19 protein-coding genes, 1 tRNA gene and 1 pseudogene are annotated in these 21,054 nt (G+C 64.3%); 14 read left to right on the forward strand and 7 right to left on the reverse strand.

Translation table 11 applies throughout. From position 1 onward, the window contains the following. Positions 1 to 65 precede the first annotated feature (65 nt). Complete coding sequence (gene aceE, locus RO07_RS09990; protein ID WP_039410352.1) at positions 66 to 2,747, reverse strand: pyruvate dehydrogenase (acetyl-transferring), homodimeric type; 2,682 nt, start codon at positions 2,745 to 2,747, stop codon at positions 66 to 68. Positions 2,748 to 2,942: 195 nt separating this feature from the next. Between aceE and RO07_RS09995 the strand changes: the two genes are divergently transcribed. Further along, positions 2,943 to 3,401, forward strand: coding sequence for a MarR family winged helix-turn-helix transcriptional regulator (locus RO07_RS09995; RefSeq protein WP_039410356.1), 459 nt, complete (start codon positions 2,943 to 2,945; stop codon positions 3,399 to 3,401). Here RO07_RS09995 and RO07_RS10000 read toward each other — a convergent pair. Then, on the reverse strand, positions 3,380 to 4,516 hold the full coding sequence (locus RO07_RS10000; RefSeq protein ID WP_052267179.1) for a transketolase-like TK C-terminal-containing protein: 1,137 nt from the start codon (positions 4,514 to 4,516) through the stop codon (positions 3,380 to 3,382). The two genes, RO07_RS09995 and RO07_RS10000, sit on opposite strands and share 22 nt — an antisense overlap. A gap of 119 nt (positions 4,517 to 4,635) precedes the next feature. Between RO07_RS10000 and RO07_RS10005 the strand changes: the two genes are divergently transcribed. Both RO07_RS10005 and RO07_RS10010 read left to right on the forward strand, forming a co-directional pair. Continuing rightward, entirely contained in the window at positions 4,636 to 5,289 is a 654-nt protein-coding gene (locus RO07_RS10005) for a glutathione S-transferase family protein (RefSeq protein WP_039410358.1), read from the forward strand. Between the two features lie 3 nt (positions 5,290 to 5,292). Beyond that, the gene (locus tag RO07_RS10010; RefSeq protein WP_039410360.1) at positions 5,293 to 5,613 is read left to right on the forward strand and encodes a DMT family transporter; all 321 of its coding nucleotides are present in this window, start codon (positions 5,293 to 5,295) and stop codon (positions 5,611 to 5,613) included. 75 nt (positions 5,614 to 5,688) lie between these two features. Here the strand turns inward: RO07_RS10010 and RO07_RS10015 are convergent, their stop codons facing one another. Next, positions 5,689 to 6,549 (reverse strand): inositol monophosphatase family protein, encoded by an 861-nt coding sequence (locus RO07_RS10015; protein ID WP_039410362.1) that lies wholly within the window; start codon positions 6,547 to 6,549, stop codon positions 5,689 to 5,691. A 455-nt stretch (positions 6,550 to 7,004) separates the two neighbouring features. On the opposite strand from RO07_RS10015, the gene RO07_RS10020 reads away from it, so the two are divergent. Together RO07_RS10020 and cysE are read left to right on the forward strand one after the other, a co-directional pair. Further along, a complete protein-coding gene (locus RO07_RS10020; RefSeq protein WP_039410365.1) occupies positions 7,005 to 7,859 on the forward strand; it encodes an RNA methyltransferase in 855 nt (284 codons plus the stop codon). Positions 7,860 to 8,207: 348 nt separating this feature from the next. Further along, on the forward strand, positions 8,208 to 9,011 hold the full coding sequence (gene cysE / locus RO07_RS10025; RefSeq protein ID WP_039410368.1) for a serine O-acetyltransferase: 804 nt from the start codon (positions 8,208 to 8,210) through the stop codon (positions 9,009 to 9,011). Between the two features lie 79 nt (positions 9,012 to 9,090). On the opposite strand, the gene RO07_RS10030 is transcribed toward cysE, so the two are convergent. From RO07_RS10030 to RO07_RS10045, 4 genes are all read right to left on the reverse strand, one after another. Further along, a complete protein-coding gene (locus RO07_RS10030) occupies positions 9,091 to 9,897 on the reverse strand; it encodes a UDP-2,3-diacylglucosamine diphosphatase (RefSeq protein WP_039410370.1) in 807 nt (268 codons plus the stop codon). A 64-nt stretch (positions 9,898 to 9,961) separates the two neighbouring features. Beyond that, on the reverse strand, positions 9,962 to 10,456 hold the full coding sequence (locus RO07_RS10035; protein ID WP_039410373.1) for a peptidylprolyl isomerase: 495 nt from the start codon (positions 10,454 to 10,456) through the stop codon (positions 9,962 to 9,964). A 44-nt stretch (positions 10,457 to 10,500) separates the two neighbouring features. Continuing rightward, positions 10,501 to 11,103 carry a peptidylprolyl isomerase gene (locus RO07_RS10040; protein ID WP_039414971.1) on the reverse strand — a complete coding sequence of 201 codons (603 nt, stop codon included), beginning with the start codon at positions 11,101 to 11,103 and terminating at the stop codon, positions 10,501 to 10,503. A 67-nt stretch (positions 11,104 to 11,170) separates the two neighbouring features. Continuing rightward, a complete protein-coding gene (locus RO07_RS10045) occupies positions 11,171 to 11,899 on the reverse strand; it encodes a tetratricopeptide repeat protein (protein ID WP_052267180.1) in 729 nt (242 codons plus the stop codon). A 254-nt stretch (positions 11,900 to 12,153) separates the two neighbouring features. Between RO07_RS10045 and cysS the strand changes: the two genes are divergently transcribed. The 9 genes and pseudogenes from cysS to RO07_RS10090 all read left to right on the forward strand — a co-directional run bounded on the left by cysS (position 12,154) and on the right by RO07_RS10090 (position 20,958). After that, on the forward strand, positions 12,154 to 13,557 hold the full coding sequence (gene cysS, locus RO07_RS10050) for a cysteine--tRNA ligase (RefSeq protein WP_039410375.1): 1,404 nt from the start codon (positions 12,154 to 12,156) through the stop codon (positions 13,555 to 13,557). Positions 13,558 to 13,581: 24 nt separating this feature from the next. Further along, a complete protein-coding gene (locus tag RO07_RS10055; protein WP_084072542.1) occupies positions 13,582 to 14,751 on the forward strand; it encodes a DNA-3-methyladenine glycosylase family protein in 1,170 nt (389 codons plus the stop codon). A 154-nt stretch (positions 14,752 to 14,905) separates the two neighbouring features. Next, the gene (locus tag RO07_RS10060; protein ID WP_039410376.1) at positions 14,906 to 15,874 is read left to right on the forward strand and encodes an acetyl-CoA carboxylase carboxyltransferase subunit alpha; all 969 of its coding nucleotides are present in this window, start codon (positions 14,906 to 14,908) and stop codon (positions 15,872 to 15,874) included. Positions 15,875 to 15,980: 106 nt separating this feature from the next. Beyond that, a complete protein-coding gene (gene tilS / locus RO07_RS10065) occupies positions 15,981 to 17,507 on the forward strand; it encodes a tRNA lysidine(34) synthetase TilS (protein WP_052267181.1) in 1,527 nt (508 codons plus the stop codon). 113 nt (positions 17,508 to 17,620) lie between these two features. Beyond that, positions 17,621 to 17,728 (forward strand): annotated as a pseudogene (locus tag RO07_RS26895) (RidA family protein); the annotation flags it as partial. A 212-nt stretch (positions 17,729 to 17,940) separates the two neighbouring features. Beyond that, positions 17,941 to 18,198, forward strand: coding sequence for a hypothetical protein (locus RO07_RS25890; RefSeq protein ID WP_039410378.1), 258 nt, complete (start codon positions 17,941 to 17,943; stop codon positions 18,196 to 18,198). A 727-nt stretch (positions 18,199 to 18,925) separates the two neighbouring features. Continuing rightward, entirely contained in the window at positions 18,926 to 20,176 is a 1,251-nt protein-coding gene (locus RO07_RS10080; RefSeq protein ID WP_039410381.1) for an aspartate kinase, read from the forward strand. 225 nt (positions 20,177 to 20,401) lie between these two features. Continuing rightward, positions 20,402 to 20,495 (forward strand) — tRNA-Ser (locus tag RO07_RS10085). A gap of 121 nt (positions 20,496 to 20,616) precedes the next feature. Next, complete coding sequence (locus RO07_RS10090; RefSeq protein ID WP_039410383.1) at positions 20,617 to 20,958, forward strand: FKBP-type peptidyl-prolyl cis-trans isomerase; 342 nt, start codon at positions 20,617 to 20,619, stop codon at positions 20,956 to 20,958. Positions 20,959 to 21,054: the final 96 nt, after the last annotated feature.

Genomic DNA, 21,054 nt, shown 5'->3' on the forward strand with positions numbered 1-21,054 from the left:
GGAAGGAAGGCTGAAGGAAGGCTCAAAGGGCTGCGATGCGCAGCCCTTTTTCATGCGCGCCGATGTCAGACCGACGCGGGATCGCGCTTGTCGACGTCGATCCCGTAGCGGGCGATCGCTTCACCGACGCGCGAACGCGGCACCGCGCCGTCGTCGGCAAGTGCCTTCAACGCGGCCAGCACGATGAAGTGGCGGTCGACCTCGAAGAACGCGCGCAGCGATTCGCGCGTGTCGGAGCGGCCGAAGCCGTCCGTGCCGAGCGAAACGAAGCGGCGGTCCTCGACGAACGGCCGGATCTGGTCGCCCACGATCTTCATGTAATCGGTGGCGACCACGACCGGGCCCGCATGATCGCGCAGGCACTGCTGCACATACGGCACGCGGGGAGACGCGTCGGGATGCAGGAGGTTCCAGCGCTCCGCGGCCATGCCGTCGCGGCGCAGCTCGGTCAGGCTGGTCGCACTCCACACGTCGCCGGCCACGCCGAAATCCGTCGCCAGCAACTCGCTTGCCGCGATGACTTCGCGCAGAATCGCGCCGCTGCCCATCAACTGCACACGCGGTGCGGCTGCCCCGGTTGCCGACGCGTGGGCCGCCTCGCGCAACAGATAGAGCCCCTTGAGAATGCCGGCCTCGGCGCCCTCCGGAAGCGCCGGATTCGGATAGTTCTCGTTGAGCAGCGTGATGTAGTAGTAGATGTCCTCCTGCTCGACGTACATCCGGCGCAGACCGTCCTGGACGATCACCGCGAGTTCGTAGGCGAACGTCGGGTCGTACGACACGCAGTTCGGGATCACCGAGGACAGCACGTGGCTGTGTCCGTCGTCGTGCTGCAGGCCCTCGCCCATGAGCGTGGTGCGCCCGGAGGTGGCGCCGAGCAGGAAGCCGCGCGTGCGTGCGTCGCCGGCGGCCCAGGCCAGATCGCCGACGCGCTGCAGGCCGAACATCGAATAGAAGATGTAGAACGGAATGGCCGCCAGTCCGTGATTGCTGTAGGCCGTGCCGGCGGCGATCCACGACGAGATCGCCCCCGACTCGTTGATGCCTTCCTGCAGGATCTGTCCGTCCTTCGCCTCCTTGTAGTAGCTCAACTGACCGGCGTCCTGCGGCGTGTAGAGCTGTCCCAGGTAGGAGTGAATGCCGATCTGGCGGAACAGGCCTTCCATGCCGAACGTGCGCGACTCGTCGGGAACGATCGGAACGATCAGCTTGCCGATGCCCGGATCCTTGAGCAACGTGGTCAGAATGCGCACGAACGACATGGTGGTCGACACGCCGCGCTCGCCGCTGTCCTTGAGCTGCGTTGCAAATGCGCTCAACGGCGGCACGTCGAGCGGTGCGATCTTCCCGACGCGTGACGGCACGTAGCCGCCGAGCGCTTCGCGGCGCTGCGCGAAGTAGCGTGCCTCTTCGCTGCCGGGGGCGGGCAGCAGATACGGCATGTCCTCGAGCTGGTCGTCGGACACCGGCAGCGCGAAGCGGTCGCGGAAGGCGCGTACGGCGTCCGCGCTCATTTTCTTCAACTGGTGGTTGATGTTCTGACCCTCGCCGGCCTCGCCCATGCCGAAACCCTTGACCGTCTTGACGAGCACCACGCTCGGGCGGCCTTGTGTGCCGACGGCCTGTGCGTAGGCGGCGTAGACCTTCTCCGGATCGTGGCCGCCGCGTGTGAGCGCCCAGATCTCGTCGTCCGACAGATGCGCGACCAGTTCGAGCAACTGTGGATACTTGCCGAAAAAGTGCTCGCGCACGTACGCGCCGTTTTGCGACTTGAATGTCTGGTACTCGCCGTCCACGCATTCCATCATGCGCTGACGCAGTAGCCCGGTCGTGTCGCGTGCGAGCAGGTCGTCCCAGCCGCTGCCCCACAACACCTTGATCACGTTCCAGCCGGCGGCGCGGAACGTGCCCTCCAGCTCCTGCACGATCTTGGCGTTGCCGCGCACGGGGCCATCGAGACGCTGCAGGTTGCAGTTCACGACGAAGACCAGGTTGTCGAGCCGCTCGCGACCCGCGAGGGAAATGGCCGCCAGCGACTCGGGCTGATCCATTTCGCCGTCGCCGAGAAATGCCCAGACCTTGCGGCCTTGATGCTCGAGCAGGCCGCGATATTCCGCATAGCGCATGAAGCGCGCCTGATAGGCGGCGGTGAGTGGACCGAGGCCCATCGAGACGGTGGGGAATTGCCAGAAGTCCGGCATGAGGCGCGGGTGCGGATACGACGACAGCCCGTCGCGCCCGGCTTCGCGGCGGAAGTTGTCCAACTGCGCTTCGGTGATGCGCCCTTCGAGGTAGGCGCGCGCATAAATGCCCGGGGCCGAATGTCCCTGGATGTAGACCATGTCGCCGCCGAAGGTGTCGGTGCGGCCGCGGAAGAAGTGGTTGAAACCCACGTCGTACAGCACGGCGGCCGATTGGTACGTGGCGATGTGACCGCCCACGTTGGAGTGCTTGCCCGCGCGAAGCACCATCACCATGGCGTTCCAGCGGATGTACGCATTCAGGCGGCGCTCCACGCCCAGATCGCCGGGATACGCGGGCTGGCGCGACTTCGGAATGGTGTTGACGTAGGCCGTCGTCACCTTGCCGTGCAGGTCGCCGTACTGCGCGACGTCGAAGTCCATCAACTGGTCGATCAGGTAGTGCGCGCGCGGGCGGCCCTCGACGGCGACGACCGCTTCCATCGCCTCCAGCCACTCTCGTGTTTCCTGAGGGTCGATGTCGGGCACTGCGAGCGGCTGGGTCATGGTTTATCTCCTGGAAGTGGTGAAGGCAACGTTGTCGATGCGGGCCGTAGGTTGGTCCCTCGGCCCCTGTGGGGCGGACTCGCGAGTCTGCAAGTCAGTTGATGTTTAATTGCAATTGCAATAGTAGCATTTGCAATCGTTTGGTGTGGGATAGAATTGCAGCTGCAACCGGAATTCGGAGAGAGGAGCTTGGCAATGACAGCAGGGAGACCTGATCTTTGGTACTCGTTTGTGCGGGCGCACCGGATGATGATCCGCGAGATCGAACGCCGTCTGTCGGCGGCCGGACTGCCCGGCTACGCGTGGTATGACGCGCTGTGGGGCCTCGAGAGCGGGCCGGGCGGCACGCGACGCATGCACGAGCTGGCCGACGCGCTGGCCATCGAGCGCTACAACCTCACGCGGCTCGTGGATCGGTTGGAGCAGGAGGGGCTCGTCACGCGTGCGCGTTCGGCTGAAGACGGACGTGCGGCGTTTGCGTCCATCACCAAGGAGGGGCGCGCGTTGCGCAAGAAGATGTGGAAGGTCTACGAGTCGACCGTTGCCGAACTGTTTCTGAGCCAGTTCAGTGCGGGCGAGCAGGGCACGCTCGCCGACGGGCTCGATCGGACCACGGCCGCGGTGCGTGCGGTTCAGTCCGGTACGGCGGACTGACGGCCGCGCGATACATCGACGGCGGTGGTTCCCGCGGGCAGCACGCCGTCGTCCATCAGCGCTTTGAGCGCGACGGCGGCAATCCAGCGCGCGTCCGGTGTTGCGGTGCCCACCGGATTCGGCTCCGCGCCGAGCGCCACGAAGCGTCCCGGAACGAATGCGCCGATCTGGCTGGCGATCGATCGGGCATAGCCGGTGACGGCGACGACCGGCGCCGTGCTATCGGAGAGACACCGCAGCACATGCGCCGTTCGGGTCTGCGTCGGTGCGCAGAACAGGTTCGAGCGTTCGACTTCGTATGCCTCCCGCGCGAGGCGCGTGTAGCTCGGGCAACTCCAGACTTCGCAGTTCACCCCCCATGCTTCGTTGAGCAGGGCAGCCGCTCGCCGCACCTCGGAGAGCGCTTTGCCCGCGCCGAGCAGCCGAAGGCTGCGCGTGCGTTCGCCCTCGTGCACGGCGACGCGGTACATGCCGCGAAAGGCGTGCTGCGCATCGGCGTCCGACAGCGGTGGTGAGTTGTCGTCGTCGGGGTGGGTCGAGACGTAGACGAAGCCGCGCTCGCCGTCGAGGTATAGCGCGCGGAGTGCGGCGCGCAGGATGGCGAGGGTTTCGGCGCCCGACGCCGGGTCGTACGGCGTGCCGTCGGGGCTCGCCGAGAGCCAGAGGGGCAGGGCGGGCTGCACGCTGCGCGGCCAACGCGACGCGAGCGCTTCCACATCGTTACAGAAGACGCCGTGATGCGCCGCTTCGAACAGCGCGGCGCGAAGCCCTGTCACGGAAGGCGAACGAAGCAGGTACAACAGCGGCTTCTCGACGCGTTGCGTTTCATTCCCGAACCATAGCGGCCAGGCGCTGACACGGCGGTGCGCCGCCGTTGCGTCGACATCGGTCTCGACGTCGCCTGCCGTCTCCCGTGCGGCCCGAACGACCCAGGCGGCTTCGCCCGTCGTGTCGTGCTGCTCCAGCGCGCTTGCAATGGCGCGTATCGCGCGGCGTGGCGAGAGGGTCGAACAGTGCGCGCTCAGCGCGTCGTCGGCGAGCCGCGCCAGACAGGCGCCGGCGGCGGCGCGCGTCTGCTGCGTACGCACCGAAAGATCGAAGCACTCCCCATTCATGGCATATCCCTTGTCTCGTGACGGACGACTTGCGGAAATTCCGTTTCACTCATACGATTGCAGTTGCAATGATTGTAATTGCAATTTATTGATGCAACAAGAATGCAACGAGGAGCCTCATGACAACCGCTAACGGTCTTACGTTCTATACGGCCGACACGCCCAATGGCCAAAAGGTCGCCATCTTCCTGAGCGAGGCCTCGCTCGGGCACGAACAGGTCACGCTGGATCTTTCCCGGGGCGATCAGCAACGGCCCGAGTATTTGAAGCTCAACCCCAACGGCAAGATTCCCGCCATCGTCGATCACGCGGCGGGCGTGACGCTCTTCGAGTCGGGCGCGATCCTCTCGTATCTGTCGCGCAAGACCGGATGCCTCCTGCCGTCGAGCGACGCCGGGCGTCTTGCCGTCGATCAGTGGCTGCATTTCCAGATCGGCGGCATCGGGCCGATGTTCGGGCAGTTGTGGTGGTTTCTCCACGGCTCCAAGACCGGCAACGAAGAGGCGATCGAGCGCTATCGGCAGCAGGCGCTGCGTCTCTACCGCGTCGTGGATGGGCGTCTGAGCGAGTCGGCGTTCCTCGCCTTGCCGGACTACAGCATTGCGGACATCGCCGCCTTCACGTGGTTGCGAACGAGCGGCGAGTTGAATCTGGATATCGGACCGTACACGCACGTGCGCCGATGGCTGGACCGGATCGAGTCGCGCACTGCCGTGCAGCAGGGGCTGTTGCGCTCGCGGTTGGGTACGGCAGCCGAGCGCGTGGAGGCTTGACTCATGGCCTGGGTCTATCTGTTTCTCGCCGCCGCACTCGAAGTGATCATGGGGCTGTCGCTGAAATTCAACGAGGGATGGACGCGACCCGGCCCGAGTGTGCTGGCTGTGGCGGCGGCGCTGGGCAGCATCTATCTGCTCGCGCTGGCGCTGCGCTCACTGCCGGTCGGCGCGGCCTATGCGATCTGGACGGGGGTGGGCACGGTGGGGCTGATTCTCGTTGGCGCGATGGTGTTCGGCGAGACGGTGAGCGGTTCGCGCATCCTGTTCCTCGCGCTCACGATCGGCGGGATCGTCGGTCTGCGTTTTTCCGAAGCGGCATGAAAAAACCCCGGCGCGCGTTGTTGGCATCGCCGGGGGGAGGGAGGGTGCGGGGCGCGCAGGCGCCCGTGTGCAAGCTTACGACTGTGCGTTGTCTTCCGTGGCGGCGCTGGTCTTGGCCTTCGTCTTCGGGGCGACGCGCTTGGCGCGCGAGTAGCCGTCCAGCAGTCTGACCATCTCCGCGTATATCTTCGGATTGGCTGCGAGGATTTCGCCTTCGAACAGGAAGTTCGACTCGCCGGTGTAGTTACCGACCAGACCCCCGGCTTCGGTGATCAGCAGGCTGCCTGCGGCCATGTCCCACGGGTTCAGGCCTTGCTCGAAAAAACCGTCCATGCGGCCGGCGGCGACGTTCGCCAGATCGAGCGCCGCAGCCCCCGGACGGCGAATGCCGGCACAGTGTTCGGTCATCGTGCCGAACATCTTGAGGTAGTTCTCCACCCCTTGCAGGTCGCGGAACGGGAAACCCGTGCCGATCAGGCCGTCGGCCAGGCGATCGCGGCGCGAGACGCGGATGCGCTTGCCGTCGAGGTAGGCGCCGCGGCCGCGCGAAGCCGTGAAGAGTTCGTTGCGGGTGGGATCGTAAACCACGGCTTGCTGGACGATGCCCTTGTGCGCGAGTGCGATCGAGGTGCAGTAGTAGGGCAGGCCGTGAATGAAGTTGGTGGTGCCATCGAGCGGATCGATGATCCACTGATATTCCGAATCCGCTTTGCCGTGCGCCTCGCCGGATTCTTCGGCGAGGATGGCGTGGTCGGGATAGGCTTGCAGGAGGGTTTCGATGATCGCTTGCTCTGCCGCCTTGTCCACTTCCGTCACGAAGTCGTTGTGCTGCTTCTTGCTGACCTTGATGGCGTCGACATCGAGGGAAGCCCGGTTGATGATGGTACCGGCGCGGCGCGCGGCCTTCACCGCGATATTGAGCATGGGATGCTGCATGACAGATTCCTGTTAAGGCCAACGCTGGCGCAACGCGCGATCCCTTGGGGGCCGCATGGCGGGCATGGCAGACAAAGCGAACAAATTGAGCAAGAGCGATGTCCCGGCAAGCGCCGCACACAGGGTGGCGGCTCGATTGCGGAGACGAAAGCGCGTATTTTAGCAAAAACGCGTGGCCTCCGCTGCGCCGTTTTGGATTCTGACCCTTTTATCGGTGAGGAGGCGTCTTACGGAGAATGCGCGGGGATGTCTGGCGTAGAGCAAGGGCATGGGGCGGCATGTTCCGGACGCCAGTGTGCGTAACACCCCTGCCAACGGCGATTCGGGGCAAAATAGCGGCGTTTGCCGATCGGCCTGCGCCGGAGACGCGTTTCGGACCATGCCGATGTGCTTCCTCCCGCAGGCGCTCACTCATCGTCTCGCTGCCGTTGCGTCGCAACCATCATCGCCGTCCTATGCCTCAGTCCCCCGCCCCTGTCGATCCCGCCACCTCCGCCGCCCCCACCATCGTGCCGCCGTTGTTCGATCGCGTGCGTTTCGTGCTCAACGAAACGAGCCACCCCGGCAACGTCGGCTCCGCCGCGCGTGCGATCAAGACGATGGGCTTTGGTCGTCTGGTGCTGGCGGCGCCGCGTGCGGGTGTCGAAGTCCTGCGCGACCCGGAAGCCGTGGCGCTGGCCAGCGGGGCGGACGATGTGCTGGCGAATGCGCTCGTCGTGCCCGACCTGAACACCGCGCTGCAGGGCGTGAGCTGGGCCGTGGCGCTCTCCGCGCGTTCGCGCGAATACGGGCCGCCGAACGCCGAGCCGCGCGAGAGCGCCGCGTTGGCCGTGCAGCACGCGGCGCAGGGCGACGCGGTGGCATTCCTCTTCGGCAGCGAGCGCACGGGGCTGTCCAATGTCGACGTCGAACGCTGTAACGCGCTCGTCCACATCCCCGCCAATCCGTTGTACAGCTCGCTCAATCTGTCGCAGGCAGTGCAACTGATCGCTTACGAAGTGCGCATGGCGTGCCTGGCGCGCGAGCGCGGCGAACTGGTCAGGGATGGGGCAGACACGGGGACGAGCGACGTGGCTGCCGCGAGTGCGCCCACGACGCACGAATCGCTGGCGACGCGCGACGACGTGGAAGGCATGCTCGCGCATCTGGAGCGTGCGCTCGTCGATCTCGACTTTCTCGATCCCGATAATCCCAAGAAGCTCATGACGCGCTTGCGGCGGCTCTTCGCCAAGAGCCACCTGGAGCGCGAGGAAGTGAACATCCTGCGCGGCATCGCGAAGCACATCCTCGAGCGCAGGATCCGGCGTTGAGCGTGACGGAGGACGATGGCCGCGCCGCGGCCATTTTCGCCGAAGGGGTGTTCGAGCACACGTCGCCAAAACCCCATACAATCTTCAGTCACAAGCTTATAAGTCTCTCGCGGATATGAACCGTTTGCGCCAGCGCTGCGCCGCCTCCCTGCCTTATCACGTGCACTGTTAGCCCTGCGCCGACACGCGTGAGCCTGCCTCCCCGGCGGGTGTCACCGCCTCTGCCATGCCCTTCGCCGCTCAGCGCTTGTGCCACGACGGCCGACGGCTTTCCGCTCCCCCCGATTACGCCGCGACAACCCTGCCCCCAGACGGCGGGACGCGCACCACAGGATCGACTTCAGGCTCATGTTTACCCGTCTTCGCGAAGATATCGCCGCCATTCGGCAAAAGGACCCCGCCGCTCGCAGCAACTGGGAAGTGCTCACCTGCTATCCCGGCTTGCATGCCGTCATGCTCCATCGCGTGGCCAACGGTTGCTGGCGGTCGGGTTTCAAGTGGCTGGGTCGCTACATCTCGCAGTACGCGCGCTTTCTTACCGGCATCGAGATTCACCCCGGCGCTACGCTGGGTCGACGCGTCTTCATCGATCACGGCATGGGCGTGGTGATCGGCGAGACGGCCGTGATCGGCGACGATTGCACGATCTATCAGGGCGTCACGCTTGGTGGCACGTCGCTTGCGCGCGGCGCAAAACGCCACCCCACGCTCGAGGCCGGTGTGATCGTCGGCGCCGGGGCCAAGGTGCTGGGCGGCTTCACCGTGGGCGAAGGGGCGAAGATCGGCTCGAACGCGGTCGTGGTCAAGGAAGTCCCCGCGGGCGGTACCGCCGTGGGCAATCCCGCACGCATCATTCGGCCGCGCAGCGCCGAGGCGCCACGTGGCGAAGGCGAGAGCGGGCAGGGCGCCGGCTTGCCGGGCGGCAATGGTCGCAAGGCGGAGTTCTCGGCCTACGGCATCACGCCGAACGCCGACGACCCGGTTTCGCTCGCCATTCACGGACTGATCGAGAACGCGGCCGATCAATCGCACAGGATCGACGTGATGGTCGTCGCGCTCAATCAGCTCGGCGCGCACCTGGAAGCGCTCGGTGCGAGCAGGATCGATACGGCCGAACTGCGCAAGCTCGGCAAGGAAATTCAGGACATGTGAGGTGCCGCGGGCATGGCGCCGCGCAAACGACCCGGCCCGTCGTCATGACAGGCTGTTTGCTCGTTTGCTTTGCACAGGCCTATGCGCCCGGTACGAGATCGATCGCGCGCAGGCCGTGGGCATCCCACTGCAGATAGCCGCCGCGCGGCGGCTCCATGTCGAATTCCCAGTCGGGCAGCACCCAGCGCACGCGCCGGCCGTCGGCATGGCGCGCGGGGCGATGCGTGTGGCCGTGCACGAGCGTGCGCTCGCCGGCGGCGTCGAGCAGCGCATGGATGGCGTCTGGGTTGGCGTCGGCATATGCCATCCGATGCGCGCCCCGGGCGGCGCTGCGACGACGGATGCGATCGGCAATCGCCATGCGAAGCCGCAACGGCAGCGCAAGGAAAAACGCCTTGCCGAGCGGCGAGTGCGCCACGCGGCGAAAACGTTGATAACCCACGTCGTCGGTGCACAACTGGTCGCCGTGGCTGAGCACGAGCGCCTGACCGAGAAACGGGAACACGCACGGATCGTCGAGCATCACCGCGCCCGCGGCCCGCGCGAAGCGCTCGCCGAGCAGGAAGTCGCGGTTGCCGCGCATCACCGCGATCGGCACACCGCTGGACGACAGTTCGGCCATGGCGGCGGTCATGCGTCGGGCGAATGCGCCGAGCGGTTCGGGAGCGGCGTCGGCGGAGTCATTGCCGCCGGCGCCCGGCATGTCGGCGCCGAGCATGTCGTCGCCGACCCAGTATTCGAACAGATCGCCGAGAATGAAAAGAATGGACGCTTCACGCGCGGGACCGCGCAGGAAGTCTTCGAACACTTGCACCGTGCGCGGCAGGGCGGGCGAGAGGTGAAGGTCGGAAATGAAAAGCGCGGGCCCGTCGCCCCGTGGTGTCACGGGACATTGCGGGCACCGCGCAGTCGATACTGGCATCGATCGTCGCAGTGAGCGGGTAGCGTGCTTACGCGACGATGACGGCCTTCTCGATCACGACGTCGTCGACCGGCACGTCCTGGTGGAAGCCCTTCGAACCGGTCTTCACGGCCTTGATCGCATCGACGACGTCCTGGCCTTCGACGACCTTGCCGAACACGGCGTAGCCCCAGCCTTGCGGCGTCGGCGCGCTGTGGTTCAGGAAGTCGTTGTCGGCGACGTTGATGAAGAACTGCGCCGTGGCCGAGTGCGGATCGTTAGTGCGGGCCATGGCCAGCGTGTACTTGTTGTTCTTCAGGCCGTTGTTGGCTTCGTTGTCGATCGGCGCTTGCGTACCCTTTTGCTTCATGCCCGGCTCGAAACCGCCGCCCTGGATCATGAAGCCGTTGATCACGCGGTGGAACACCGTGTTGTCGTAGAAGCCGGCCTTGACGTAGTTCAGGAAGTTCTCGACCGTCTTGGGCGCCTTGGCTTCGTCGAGTTCGATGCGGATGATGCCGTGATTGGTGTGCAGTTCAACCATGATGCTTTCCTTCTGATGTAATGGTCCCGGTGGGCCGGAGGAGTTCAGCGTTTGACGACGCTGGCCGATTCGATCACGACCGGCGTGGCCGGCACGTTCTGATGCATGCCCTTGTTGATCGTGGCGACACCCTTGATTTTCTCGACAGTGTCCATGCCGGCCACCACCTTGCCGAACACGGCGTAGCCGTTGCCGTCCGGGCTGGGGTAGTCCAAGCCCGGATTATCCTTCACATTGATGAAGAATTGCGCGGTTGCGGAATTCGGGGCCGACGTGCGGGCCATCGCGATGGTCCCGGTCAGGTTCTTCAGGCCGTTTTTCGACTCGAGCGGGATCGGCGCGCGCGTGGGCTTTTCGGCCATCTCGGGCGTGAAACCGCCGCCCTGGATCATGAAGCCGTTGATCACGCGGTGAAAGATCGTGCCGTTGTAGAAGCCCGAATTCACGTATTGCAGGAAGTTCTCGACCGTTTTCGGCGCGGCCTTCGGGTTGAGTTCGACCACGAAGTTGCCGGCCGACGTCTTGAACTGCACGCGCGGTTGCGCGTCCTGCGCGGCGGTGTTCAGGCCCGTGTCCGCAAAGGCGCTCGGACTCGTGCCGGCGAGGGCTGCAACGGCGACGGCGCCGGTGAGCATGGCGCGGCGCAGGCGATTCGGAAGGGACATGCGTGTCTCCATAGGGAATGGGGAGCCGGTTCGAAAGAAAACGAAGGACTTAGTTGCCCGACTTGCCGATGTTTTTCAGCGCGGCGTCGTCTCCGGCCTTGGGCGCCGCCGGCGTCTGGCTGACCGGTGCGGCGCGTTGCGGGGCGAGCATGTTCGCCAGAATCTTTTCGCGGTTCGATACGCGCGCCGTCGGCGCGAGCTTGAGAGACTTCTGATAAGCCTGCTGGGCGAGCTTGGCATAGACGTCGCCCAGATTCGAATAGGCCACGGCAAAGCCGGGGTTGTTGCGAATGGCGCTCTCGAGTGCGGCGCGCGCCTTGTCGTACTCGCCCGATTGCGCGTAGAGCGCGGCCAGGTTGTTGTACGGCTCGGGCAGTTCCGGGAAGTCCTGCGTGAGCGCGGTGAAGGCGTCGATCGCCTCCGCGCTGCGGCCCATCTCCATGAGCACGCGGCCGCGCGTGAAGCGAACCTGCGCGTCGCGCGGATACTGCTTGAGGTGTTCGTCGATCTTCGCGAGCGCGTCGCTGAAGTTGCCTTTGTCGACCAGTTTGTTGATGGCCGACTCGCTCGCCTGCTGCGGCGTTTGCAGCGGTGCGGGCGGCGGCGGGTCGATGATCGCCTGCGCGCCTGCCGGCAGGGCGAACAGCGCGCCCGCGAGGCCGAGCGTCGCGCCGGCGAGCGCGAGCGCACGGGCGTGGCGTGCGGCAGCGGCGGCCGGGTGGCGTCGGGAGAGGAGGCGCGTTGCGGGGTGCGAAAGTGACCGGCTTCGTTGCGTCATAGTGGGTGCTTGGGATACCTGAGAGGTGCGCAAGAGATGCTATACTCGGCCGCATTCTAACAAAACACCTGCGGCCGGCCCGTGCCATTTGTCCCCATGGCGGTGGATGCGGTTCGCAGGTTCGTTTTTTCCACCGTACGGCGCGCAGCCCGCTTCGCGATGTCGCTACACCCGCATGGCCACGGCCGTGTCCCGGTGTCGACGGCATCGACGCGGCGTCCGGCGCTGTTGCCGCCCCGGTCAAGCGCTTATCTATGGATTCACTCCGTGTCTACAACTCGCTCGCGCGAGATAAACAGCCGTTCGTACCCCTCGTTCCCGGCGAAGTTCGCATGTACGTCTGCGGGATGACGGTGTACGACTACTGTCACATCGGTCATGCGCGTGTGATGGTGGTGTTCGACATGGTGCAGCGCTGGCTGCGCGCGCTCGGCTATCGCGTGACCTATGTGCGCAACATCACCGACGTCGAGGACAAGATCATCAAGCGCGCCGTGGAGAACGGCGAGACCATACGCGAGCTCACCACGCGCTTCATTGCCGCAATGCATGAAGACGCCGACGCGCTCGGCGTGCAGCGCCCCGATCACGAGCCGCGCGCGACCGACTTCATCGGGCAGATGGTCGACATGATCGGCACGTTGCAGCGCAACGGCTACGCCTACCAGGCCGAAGACGGCGACGTGAACTATGCGGTGCGCAAGTTTGCGAACTACGGGCAGCTCTCGGGCAAGTCCATCGAGGATCTGCGTGCGGGCGAGCGCGTGGCGGCAAACACGGCCAAGCAGGATCCGCTCGACTTCGTGCTGTGGAAGCGCGCCAAGGACTCCGAGCCGGAAGAGTCGAAGTGGGCCTCGCCCTGGGGGAAGGGGCGTCCGGGCTGGCACATCGAGTGCTCGGCCATGAGCTGCCAGTTGCTCGGCAACCATTTCGACATTCACGGCGGCGGCGCCGATCTTCAATTCCCGCACCACGAGAACGAGATCGCGCAGAGCGAAGGGGCCACGGGCGAGAAGTTCGTGAACTACTGGATGCACAACGGCTTCGTGCGCGTGGACAATGAGAAGATGTCCAAGTCGCTCGGCAACTTCTTCACGATTCGCGAGGTGCTGGCGAAGTTCGATGCGGAGGTCGTGCGCTTTTTCATTTTGCGTGCGCAATATCGCAGCCCGCTCAATTACAGCGATGCGCATCTGGAAGATGCCCGCGGCGGTCTGACACGTTTGTACACGGCGCTCAAGGACGTGCAGGGCGACGGTGCTCCGCTCGACTGGAGCGAGTCGTTCGCGCAGCGTTTCGCGGCGGCCATGAACGACGACTTCAATACGGCGGTGGCCATCTCGGTGCTGTTCGAGCTCGCCGGCGAAATCAACAAGCAGCGCGACCCGGTGCTCGTGCGTCAGCTGCAGGGGCTTGCCGGCACGTTGGGCCTGCTCGGACGCGATCCGCAGACGTTCCTGCAGGGCGCGACCGGCGGTGACGAGGCAGGCGACGGCGATGCGTTGCGTGTGTCCGTCGAGGCGCGCATCGAAGCGCGGGCGCAGGCCAAGCGCGAACGTAACTTTGCAGAAGCCGATCGCATCCGCGCCGAATTGCTGGCGGAAGGCATCGTGCTTGAAGACCGTCCCGGAGGCGCCACCGAATGGCGTCGTGCCTGAGCGCGACGCATCGAGGCAAAATTCATGGTGACTCGTAAATCCGTGGCCGCGAAGGTGGCGTCCAAAACCGCCGCAACCAAGCCTGCGACGAAGGCGGCCAAGCCGGCAGCGCCGGTGGACGGCGCACGCCGAACATCGGCCGCCAGACGGTTGGGGACCGAGATCGAGGTCGTGGCAAGCAAGAAGACGTCTGCGCGTACCGCGGCGGGTGGCAAGAGCGGCAAGGCCGACAAGGCAGACAAGAGCGAGAGGGCGTCGAAGGCCAGGATCGGTGCGACGGCCGGTGCAGCGCGCAAGCATGCTCAGCCGGTGAGCCCGAAGGACGCGTCGACGCGCACGGCCGGCAAGGTCGCGTCGAAGGCGGGGGCGAAGGTAGCGCGCAAAGCGTCGCCGAGGTCAGGGACGTCGGGGACATCGGCGGCATCCGGCGCCTCGAGCGCGGCGTCCACGCGTCGGGTCATTGCCAAGCGCGATGGCGAGACGCGCATCGTCACGCCCGATATCGAGCGCCTCGAAGCGGAGATCGTCGAGGCGAAGGTCACCGGGGTGGTGCCGTTGCCGGTTGCACCCGGCGCGACGCGTCCCGACTTCTGGGATCAGGCGTGCGCGGATCTGATGAAGCGCGACCGCATTCTCAAGAAGCTGATTCCGCAGTTCGGCCCGGCGCATCTGACCGGTCGTGGCGAGCCGTTCGTCACGCTCGCGCGCTCGATCGTCGGGCAGCAGATTTCCGTCAAGGCGGCGCAGGCGGTGTGGGATCGCGTCGTGGCGATCTGCCCGAAGCTCACGCCTGCCCAGTTCATCAAGGCGGGCCACGACGCGCTCGCTGGCTGCGGCCTGTCGCGCCGCAAGGCCGAGTACATCCTCGATCTGGCCACGCACTTCAAATCCGGTGCACTTCACGTCGACGCCTGGGCCGGCATGGACGACGAGGCGGTCATCGCCGAATTGACCGGCATTCGCGGCATCGGCCGCTGGACTGCCGAAATGTTCCTGATGTTCAATCTGCTGCGCCCCGACGTCCTGCCGCTCGACGACGTCGGCCTGATCAACGCGATCAGCGTTAACTATTTCAGTGGCGAGCCCGTCACCCGTAGTGAAGCGCGCGAAGTGGCCGCCAACTGGGAGCCGTGGCGCTCCGTCGCCACCTGGTATATGTGGCGCAGCCTCGAACCGGTGCCGGTTCAATACTGATTGTTCGGCGAAGGACGTATAATCCGCGTCCATTCCGCCTCATTGATTCATTATCAACGTCTATTGCGGGTCGTATAGCGATGAAAGTTGTCTATCTCGATCGGTCGGACGTCGCCGGCGGTACAATACGCTGCCGCATTTCCGGGGAAACCTGATGAAGAATACCTTTTTGGATTTTGAACAGCCGATCGCCGAGCTCGAAGCGAAGATTGAAGAGCTGCGCTTCGTGCAGGACGATTCAGCCGTCGACATTTCCGAAGAGATCGAGCGCCTCTCCAAGAAGAGCCAGCAGCTCACCAAGGACATCTACACCAACCTGTCGCCCTGGCAGGTTTCGCAAATCTCGCGCCACCCGCAGCGTCCTTACACGCTCGATTATGTGCGTGACATCTTTACCGACTTCCACGAACTGCATGGCGACCGCACGTTTGCGGACGATCATGCCATCGTGGGTGGCATGGCGCGCTTCAACGGCCAGGCTTGCATGGTGATCGGTCACCAGAAGGGCCGCGACACCAAGGAGCGTGCGCTACGCAACTTCGGGATGCCGCGTCCCGAGGGGTATCGCAAGGCCATGCGCCTGATGAAGCTCGCCGAGAAGTTCGGCTTGCCGATTTTCACGTTCGTCGACACGCCGGGCGCCTATCCGGGCATCGATGCGGAAGAACGTGGTCAGTCGGAAGCCATCGGCCACAACCTGTACGTCATGGCCGAGTTGAAGACGCCGATCATTACCACCATCATTGGTGAGGGCGGTTCGGGCGGCGCGCTGGCCGTGGCCGTGGCAGACACCGTCATGATGCTGCAGTTCTCCACGTACTCGGTCATTTCGCCCGAAGGTTGCGCGTCCATTCTGTGGAAGAGTGCTGCCAAGGCGCCGGAGGCGGCCGAAGCGCTGGGCCTTACGGCGCATCGTCTGAAGGCGTTGGGCTTGATCGACAAGATCATCAACGAGCCGCTGGGCGGCGCGCATCGCGATCCGCTCGGCATGGCCGGCATGCTTAAGCGTGCGCTGGCCGATTCGCTGCGCCAGTTCCAGGGCATCAGCCATAAGGAATTGCTCGATCGCCGTTTCGAGCGTTTGATGAGCTATGGCAAATTCAAGGAAGCCGGCGCGAAGTAAAGCGCCTGCCGGTGCGTCGTCGCCCGTGGTGGCGATGACGCCGAATCCGAGGCCTCCTCGCGAATCTTCCGCTGCCGCGTTCGCATCCGCCCGATGCGACGCGGCAGTGGCACATGTGGACGTCGCGTTGCGCCTTGCGATTTCGGCGCACGTGAGCGCGCTTGCGCTGACCGCGTCGTCGAGCGACGCCACGGCTTCAAGCGTCTCCAGCCTTTCCCTTCCCTCCGGCGCGTCCGCCGCCACCTCTCCCATCGCACCGCAACTTGCCCTCGCCCTGAGTGGCGGCCTCGATTCGATGGTGCTGCTCGATGCGCTGGCGTACTGGGTCCAGACGCGTCGCGAGGCTGGCGAGACCGTGGCGCAACCGCTCGCCATTCACATCCATCATGGATTGTCGGCGCATGCCGACGAGTGGGCGACCGTTTGCGAACGCGAGGCGAAACTGCGGGGTTTCGCGTTCGTGACGAAGCGTGTCACGGTACCGCGCAATGCGAAGCAGGGCGTCGAGGGGGCGGCCCGGGCTGCGCGATACCAGGCGCTGGCCGAGTGTTGCGATGCGCACGGCGCGACGTGGCTGCTGACGGCGCATCACGCCAACGATCAGGCCGAGACCGTGCTGTTGCAGATGTTGCGCGGGGCGGGCTTGCCGGGAGTGGCGGCGATGTCCGTGGCGGGCGCGTTGCCTGTCATCGGGCGCACGACATCCGCCGTGCGGTTGCTGCGTCCGCTGCTCGAAGTGTCGCGTGAAACGATGCGAGCGTATGCACAGGCGCGTTCGCTCGCGTGGGTCGAAGATCCTTCCAACGACAATCGTCACTACCTGCGCAACGCGTTGCGCCATGACGTGATGCCGGCGATTGCCGCACATGTGCCGGCGTATCGCGAGACGTTGTCGCGCTTCGCGCGCCACGCGGCGCAAGCGCAGTCGTTGCTCGATCAACTGGCGCAGCTCGATTTCGAGCGCGCGAGCGCGACTGTGGCGGGCGAAGCGAGTGAAATCGGCGAAGCAGGTTTGCAGCGAAGCCGCGTGCAGGCACTCGGCGCCGAGCGCCTGGCGAACCTGTTGCGATACTGGGTTGCCCGTCGAGGGATGGCGATGCCGCCGGAGGCGCGCCTCGACGAGTGGGTGCGACAGATTCGGGACGCGCAGCCCGATGCGTCGCTGACGTTGCCGCATGGCGATGCGGTGCTGCGTCTGTACCGTGACATCCTGCAGTGGACGCCGGTGCACGAGCGTGAGGGTGCCGACGGCGCGCCGGAAGATGTCGAGTTGCGTTGGGCAGGTGAGCGCGAGTGGCGCCTGCCGCAGTGGCGGGGGAGTGTGGTGTTCGCGCCGGTGCCTGCAGGCGAAGCGAGTGAGGGAACTGTCGGCGAAGCGGTGTTGCGCGCGCGGCCATTGGTGGCGAGGGCGCGCGTGGGCGGCGAGCGTTGGCGGGAGCATGCGGCGGGCCATTCGCGTTCGTTGAAGCACTGGTTCCAGAGTCGGGGCGTCGCGGCGTGGTTGCGGCATGTCCCGATCGTGTGGCAGGGCGACAAGATCGTCTTCGTGCCGCGCTTGGGGATCGACGGGGCTGCGCAGGAAGACGGGGGCAGTGGTGCGCGATGGACGATGACGTGGCGCGACGAGGTGTGAGCGCAAAACATACCCCATCCACAACCCGCAAAAAACAGCAGAACCTGCTGCTGGATGCTGCCGGCGATGCAACCGACAGGGAGTGTCGCGGAAGTCGTAGTTTTACCGCCGGGCATGAACGCAATCGCTATTCGCCAGCGACTCGCTCGGATGGATTCCTCTTCGTGTCGGGGCAGATGGAAAGTCGTGAGGATGGCTTGGCCGAGCCCGATCTGGAGGCGTCGGCAAGCTCATGCCGCCAGACTCACCGCAACCTCCTTAACGGACGGTCTTTTCCATTTTCTGTCACGCCACGTCCCATATTGAGAAATTTCCCAGATTTAGGGCTGGCTTTCTGGTGTAGGGCGTGGCCATGGTAAGGTGAAAATCCGTATTTAACGGGGGCAAGGTGTCCTTTTTTCATGCCCAAAGTTAAACCCTTAGGAGCCGTATTATGACAGTTCGAAATGATGCGCTAAGAGAGTTTGCAAATGAGCAACTGAATATTGCTGCGCGGACCATTGAGAATAAAGGCGACAAAATGGACAAGGTTGCGGCTGGGAAAATAGAGTTTTTCCTTGCGCTGAGAAGTGTCTTGTCGGGAGAGGTGGAAAAAAGGGAATTGGGGTTGATTGATGCCGTCAATGACACGCTTCAATTCATCAAGCTCATCGGGGATAAAGAAACATTTTATAAATCCCCGCAGACTTGACGTTGCGGTGCAAGGAATCGGCGGGTTGTCGCGTGCGCTTGTAAGGGGGCGGGCAGGCATTCACACGCCGAAGGCAGTAGCCCGTTAATTGCTGCATGAGCGAGGAATGTATGACCATTTCAATTTCATCGCCCAATGCCGAGTGCTTGTGACGTCGGAATGAAGTGGCCGGCGGATTCCCCCCCGTCGCCCGGCATGCAAATCTGAGCCGGGCGATTCGAGCGGTTCGAGGGCGGAGAGCCCTGCGGGGCGTCAAGCTCAATAAGCGGGCGGCGGCGCGGCCCACCGGTCGTGCCCGACGGCGAACCGAACTGTCGTCGGTCGGCGGGCCATGTGGGGGACTCGCAACTGGCTGTTTCGAATGGCTTGGCGAGTTTCGGCTTTGCCGTATCTGTCGCGTACTTCCCTTCCTTTGCTCTTGGGCCCAGGCCGCCGGGGCCCCAAGACCACTACAGCCAGCTTAACGTTCGATTTTCTCCGTCTCTCCGTCTCTCCATCGTCTTCGATGCCGCCTGTGCGTTGTACCGTCAGCGGCATCCGGCAGCAGATTCTGCTGTTTTTGGCGGTTGTGGGTGGGTTTTGTTCTGCACTCACCTCGTCGCGCCACGCCGTCGCGATACATTCATGCGATAATCAAAAGTTCCGCGAATCGAAACGTCACCGGTACCCGCGACGGGTATCCGCGCAGGATTCATAAACGGTTTTAAATCAATGTGTTAGCAATGTTATGGCTCTGATCGTACACAAATACGGCGGCACGTCGATGGGCTCGGTGGAGCGCATCAAGAATGTCGCCAAGCGCGTGGCCAAGTGGCACAAGGCCGGTCACAAGATGGTGGTGGTGCCGTCGGCAATGTCCGGCGAGACCAATCGTCTGCTGGGGCTGGCCAAGGAGATTTCGGCACAGCCCGATCCGCGCGAACTCGACGCCATTGCCGCCACCGGCGAGCAGGTGAGCGTCGGCCTGCTGGCGCTCGCGCTCAAGGAAGCGGGCGTCGACGCCGTGAGCTATGCCGGCTGGCAGGTACCGATCAAGACCGACAGTGCTTTCACCAAGGCCCGTATTTCGGAAATCGACGACAAGCGCGTCATGGCCGATCTGAACGCCGGCCGCGTGGTCGTCATCACCGGCTTTCAGGGGATCGATCCGAACGGTAACGTCACCACGCTCGGCCGTGGCGGTTCGGACACCTCGGCCGTCGCCGTGGCCGCCGCGCTCAAGGCCGACGAATGCCTGATCTACACCGATGTCGATGGCGTCTACACGACCGACCCGCGCGTGGTCGACGAGGCGCGCCGTCTCGACAAGGTGACCTTCGAGGAGATGCTGGAAATGGCCAGCCTCGGCTCCAAGGTGCTGCAGATCCGTTCGGTGGAATTCGCGGGCAAGTACCAGGTCAAGACTCGCGTGCTCTCGAGCTTGACCGACCCGATGATCGCGCTCGACGAAGAAGCGCGCTCGGGCACGCTGATTACTTTTGAGGAAGAGGAACAAATGGAAAAGGCCATCATCTCGGGTATCGCATTCCAGCGCGACGAGGCCAAGATCACCGTGCGCGGCGTGCCCGATCGTCCGGGCATCGCCTACCAGATCCTCGGCCCGATCGCCGACGCGAACATCGACGTCGACATGATCATCCAGAACCTGAGCGTGGACGGCAAGACCGACTTCACGTTCACGGTGCCGCGCGGTGAATACCAGCGCGCCATGGCGCTGCTGCAAAGCGAGGTGCAGGGCCACATCGGCGCGGCCGAAGTCGTGGGCGATCCGAAGGTCTCGAAGGTGTCGATCGTCGGCGTGGGCATGCGCTCGCACGTCGGTATCGCCAGCAAGGCCTTCCGTACGCTCTCCGAAGAAGGCATCAACATTCAGCTGATCTCCACCTCGGAAATCAAGATCTCGGTGCTGATCGACGAGAAGTACATGGAGCTCGCCGTGCGCGCGCTGCACAAGGCGTTCGAACTCGATCAGGCCTGAGCCGTCGATCATTGTGAAAATGCGTGCCGCATGCACGTGTGATGCATGCGGCGTGATGCGCGATTTTGCCGTCGCGATGCGGGGAAATATCTCCGAACGTGTCGAGTGCATGACACGTACGCAAAAAAAGTTGGTTTTTGATGCGCATAATGTTTGACGGCATCGCGAACAGTAGGTAATATCACGCCTTCGTTACATCACCTCCCTGATGTGACGACAAGTTTGGGAGACGTGGCCGAGAGGTCGAAGGCACTCCCCTGCTAAGGGAGCATCTGGGCCAAAACCTGGATCGAGGGTTCGAATCCCTCCGTCTCCGCCAAGTCGCCTTGGCGGAACACCCCCGGCTCTTCGCGGAGAGCCGGGGGTTTTTTCTTTCCCGAGTTCGCGCGTTGGCGATTTCTCGCGCGTCGATTTCATCCCTTCTTCGAGCGAGGACAACGATGTCGATCATCACCACCGATTCCGGCCTGCAATACGACGATCTGCAAGTGGGCGATGGCGCCGAAGCCACCGCGGGCAAGACCGTCACCGTTCACTACACCGGCTGGCTGACCGACGGCCAGAAATTCGATTCCAGCAAGGACCGCAACGACCCGTTCGCCTTTGTGCTCGGCGGCGGCATGGTCATTCGCGGTTGGGACGAAGGCGTTGCCGGCATGAAAGTCGGCGGCAAGCGCAAGCTGGTCATTCCGCCCGAACTGGGCTACGGCGCACGCGGCGCCGGCGGTGTGATTCCGCCCAATGCGACGCTGGTCTTCGAGGTCGAACTGTTGAACGTCTGAACCATCGAATGCCGTGCATGACGCACGGCCGGTGCAACAGACACCCCCGGTGCCTCGCTGGCATCGGGGGTGTTGTCTTTTTACGTGGGCCTTCGC

The sequence above is a fragment of the Pandoraea pulmonicola genome (genome assembly GCF_000815105.2).
Lineage (GTDB): Bacteria > Pseudomonadota > Gammaproteobacteria > Burkholderiales > Burkholderiaceae > Pandoraea > Pandoraea pulmonicola.

Excerpts from the sequence above, each read along its gene's own strand:
- RO07_RS10010 (WP_039410360.1), top strand. The coding sequence starts at position 5,293 with ATGGCCTGGGTCTATCTGTTTCTCGCCGCCGCACTCGAAGTGATCATG.
- RO07_RS10015 (WP_039410362.1), bottom strand. The coding sequence starts at position 6,549 with ATGCAGCATCCCATGCTCAATATCGCGGTGAAGGCCGCGCGCCGCGCC.
- RO07_RS10055 (WP_084072542.1), top strand. The coding sequence starts at position 13,582 with ATGGTGACTCGTAAATCCGTGGCCGCGAAGGTGGCGTCCAAAACCGCC.
- RO07_RS10035 (WP_039410373.1), bottom strand. The coding sequence starts at position 10,456 with ATGGTTGAACTGCACACCAATCACGGCATCATCCGCATCGAACTCGAC.
- RO07_RS10005 (WP_039410358.1), top strand. The coding sequence starts at position 4,636 with ATGACAACCGCTAACGGTCTTACGTTCTATACGGCCGACACGCCCAAT.
- cysS (WP_039410375.1), top strand. The coding sequence starts at position 12,154 with ATGGATTCACTCCGTGTCTACAACTCGCTCGCGCGAGATAAACAGCCG.
- RO07_RS25890 (WP_039410378.1), top strand. The coding sequence starts at position 17,941 with ATGACAGTTCGAAATGATGCGCTAAGAGAGTTTGCAAATGAGCAACTG.
- cysE (WP_039410368.1), top strand. The coding sequence starts at position 8,208 with ATGTTTACCCGTCTTCGCGAAGATATCGCCGCCATTCGGCAAAAGGAC.
- RO07_RS10000 (WP_052267179.1), bottom strand. The coding sequence starts at position 4,516 with ATGAATGGGGAGTGCTTCGATCTTTCGGTGCGTACGCAGCAGACGCGC.
- RO07_RS10045 (WP_052267180.1), bottom strand. The coding sequence starts at position 11,899 with ATGACGCAACGAAGCCGGTCACTTTCGCACCCCGCAACGCGCCTCCTC.
- RO07_RS09995 (WP_039410356.1), top strand. The coding sequence starts at position 2,943 with ATGACAGCAGGGAGACCTGATCTTTGGTACTCGTTTGTGCGGGCGCAC.
- RO07_RS10060 (WP_039410376.1), top strand. The coding sequence starts at position 14,906 with ATGAAGAATACCTTTTTGGATTTTGAACAGCCGATCGCCGAGCTCGAA.
- RO07_RS10080 (WP_039410381.1), top strand. The coding sequence starts at position 18,926 with ATGGCTCTGATCGTACACAAATACGGCGGCACGTCGATGGGCTCGGTG.
- RO07_RS10090 (WP_039410383.1), top strand. The coding sequence starts at position 20,617 with ATGTCGATCATCACCACCGATTCCGGCCTGCAATACGACGATCTGCAA.
- RO07_RS10020 (WP_039410365.1), top strand. The coding sequence starts at position 7,005 with ATGCCTCAGTCCCCCGCCCCTGTCGATCCCGCCACCTCCGCCGCCCCC.
- aceE (WP_039410352.1), bottom strand. The coding sequence starts at position 2,747 with ATGACCCAGCCGCTCGCAGTGCCCGACATCGACCCTCAGGAAACACGA.